Source organism: Aeromonas aquatica, assembly GCF_000764655.1.
GTDB classification, from domain to species: Bacteria; Pseudomonadota; Gammaproteobacteria; order Enterobacterales; family Aeromonadaceae; genus Aeromonas; species Aeromonas aquatica.
Window position 1 is genome coordinate 1 of sequence record NZ_JRGL01000054.1, and the last position, 2483, is coordinate 2483.

A 2483-nucleotide genomic window follows, 5' to 3' on the forward strand; every position below is an offset into this window, starting at 1 on the left:
CGTCTACATCATGTACCAGCAGACTGATATGGCAGGCCGGGTAACAAAGTGCCTGGATACTGGCAAGAGTGCGTTGGCGAGTCGTGTCATCTCCTTCACCAACCAGGTGAAGACAGAACCGGGGCAAGCTGCTCCAGCGAGTCAGCAAGCGGTCGATCATCCGGCGATCTCCCGGTTGCAGCGTATCGAAGTTTGCCAGCCAGTGGTCGTAAGCATGTAGCGGTTTGTCATCACGCAACCTGCCGACCAGTTGATAGGCCTGCTGCAGATCTGTCAGCCACAGATGCCAAGACAGCCCAAAACGCTTGCGTTTTTGAGTGCCGATGTGTTGATAGAAAGGCAAGACCCGGCGTAGTCGACGCCAGAGGCTCTCGGTGGAAGAGACTCTGCGCAGTGGGGCTATTTCAACCTGGCTATCGCTCCCTTCGCTGCTCGGGAGCAGGGCCAATTGATTGGCTCCTTTGGGCAGATAGACCAGCTCTTGCAAGGTGCCACGCCGGGTGACAGGGAGTACCTGTTCATGCCATATCCCTTGGTCACACCGCCAACGCAGCCGGGTTTCTCCCCGTGGCTGAGGGACACGCACCTGTCCGCGAATAAAGATCCAACCAGAGTGCAAAGAAAAGGAGTCCGGCAGCGCCAGAGGCTGCCAATAGCTATCGCTATACATAAGGATATTCACGGTCGGAATGAGGAATTGCTCAACCCAGTCCCCTGTCGGGTGGTGGAGAATAAACGATAGAAATAAACAGATATAGTCGGCTTAGCGCATCAAATTTTTCATCTTGCTGGCCAACCAGGAATCACTCTTCACCGGTTTTTCTTCAGGCAGTGCGGCCAATTGCTCGCTCAGCCTTGCCATTTCTGCTTTGACTCTGGGGGCGATTGCTGCTGCCAACAAACAGGCTTCATCATTGCGATCATGGGCCTTGAAATAGGCCTTGTGCTTGACCCGGTTGGCAGTTGCCGCACTGCCGCGCAGATGCTTGCCGAGCAAAAACTCTTCCAGTGACTTGACGGCATAGTGGTTGACACGTACCCCACTCCATAGCACCTCGGCACTGACCCCGTTGCCATGTTTGGGATGCAGTATTACGTCATTGCCCAAAGCATCGACATAACGGCCATAGCGCAAGTCGGCGTAATGGGGGTTATGAAAACGATTCACCCGCTGTGGCCTCACGACGCTTTTAAAATTGTGGTGAACATTGAAAGATTGCGGCGCCCGCTTGGTAAAACGCTCCGTCACCAGGCCGTCTTCGGCAAACAACTCGCCATTGGAACCAAAATTGGACCAGTTCAGGGCGAGGGCACTGACGCTCTCATCCTGAAAGCGGGAAGCAAGAAAATCGGCCAGTCCAAGCTCATTAGTCAACGGCAATAAAAATTCATCTGCATCGATAAAGGCAAGCAGGTCGACCTCAGGTGGGCAGCTACGCAGAATACGCTCGTAGGCGGGCAATTGCGGTTTTTGATTATCCAGATTGGGCTGCTCAAATGTGCTCACAATCCCCAATCTGGCGAGAGAGGCAAGCAGTTCTGTACTGCCGTCGCGGCTACCATTATCGGCAATCATAAATCCGGTCACGCCTAATACCCGGTGGTAGGCAATCCACTCAAGCAGACCTGAATATTCATCTTTAATGATGGCAGCAATATAGAGGTTCAATTTTTCGTCCAATTGATAATCAGGGTGTAGTGCCGGTTTCATCCTATAGATGAATACCGGCACAAAGTAGTGCGGTTGCCTTATATGGTGGGGGAGAAGGTCAACTCCTCCAGCCAGGTAATGAGGCCATCAGACTCCAACCCCAGGGTGATACGGTCAGAGAAGGGCACCGCGATATTGAAGCCGCAGCACAATCCAGAGTGATTGTCTGCAGGTTGCTGCAAGATGGCAGCAACAACGTCAGGCCGTTTGGTATTGAACGCAAAGCTGTATGTGGCAAAACCAGTCTTGATGGCAAGCCGGGGGGAGGTCTCTCCTTGTGCCAGCAGCCACCCCTGAAGCACGATACGGCCATGGGTGAGAGTGAGCGGCTCCTTGCGTGAAGGTGAATCGATATGCCAGCGCAACTGGCTACCCTGGGTAACCAGTTGCGATGTTGTCAGGGTGTAGGTGGTTGTCATCCTGTTTTGATACTCGTGTCATTTTATTGTTGTGAGGTGCGCTGGCAGAGTTGACCAGACTCAGGTCATGCCAGTCGCTTTGGGTGCAGAGAGTCTACCCCAACCCGGGGGGAGGCTGTCATCCCCTGAGCGCATCCTTGCTTATCTTGTGGCACCGGTCACTCAGTCACTGGGCGCGTTTGTTCAGGCAGTGTGCGCCGACGAGTCGTGGGAGGCTTGCATACCCTCTTCTTGTACAGTTACTCGCCGTCCGTTTATTCGGTCAATGATGGGAGTTTTGGCGCATCCAGCTCGGCAATCGTCTTTTGGATATAAAAAGCGTGCTTCTGATCGCTCGCCTGCAAGGAGTGAAG

General features: G+C 53.6%; 2 protein-coding genes and 1 pseudogene. All 3 read right to left on the reverse strand.

Going from position 1 to position 2483, the window contains the following annotated elements:
• Nucleotides 1-487: pseudogene (locus LG30_RS21435) on the reverse strand (glycosyl transferase family 2); the annotation flags it as partial.
• Between the two features lie 276 nt (nucleotides 488-763).
• Nucleotides 764-1711 (reverse strand): glycosyltransferase family 92 protein, encoded by a 948-nt coding sequence (locus LG30_RS0107715; RefSeq protein WP_238566395.1) that lies wholly within the window; start codon nucleotides 1709-1711, stop codon nucleotides 764-766.
• A gap of 38 nt (nucleotides 1712-1749) precedes the next feature.
• Entirely contained in the window at nucleotides 1750-2130 is a 381-nt protein-coding gene (locus LG30_RS0107720; protein WP_033130128.1) for a hypothetical protein, read from the reverse strand.
• Nucleotides 2131-2483 lie beyond the last annotated feature (353 nt).

Bases quoted from the DNA above. Each gene is read 5' to 3' on its own strand.
- LG30_RS0107715 (WP_238566395.1), bottom strand. From the start codon at position 1,711: ATGAAACCGGCACTACACCCTGATTATCAATTGGACGAAAAATTGAAC.
- LG30_RS0107720 (WP_033130128.1), bottom strand. From the start codon at position 2,130: ATGACAACCACCTACACCCTGACAACATCGCAACTGGTTACCCAGGGT.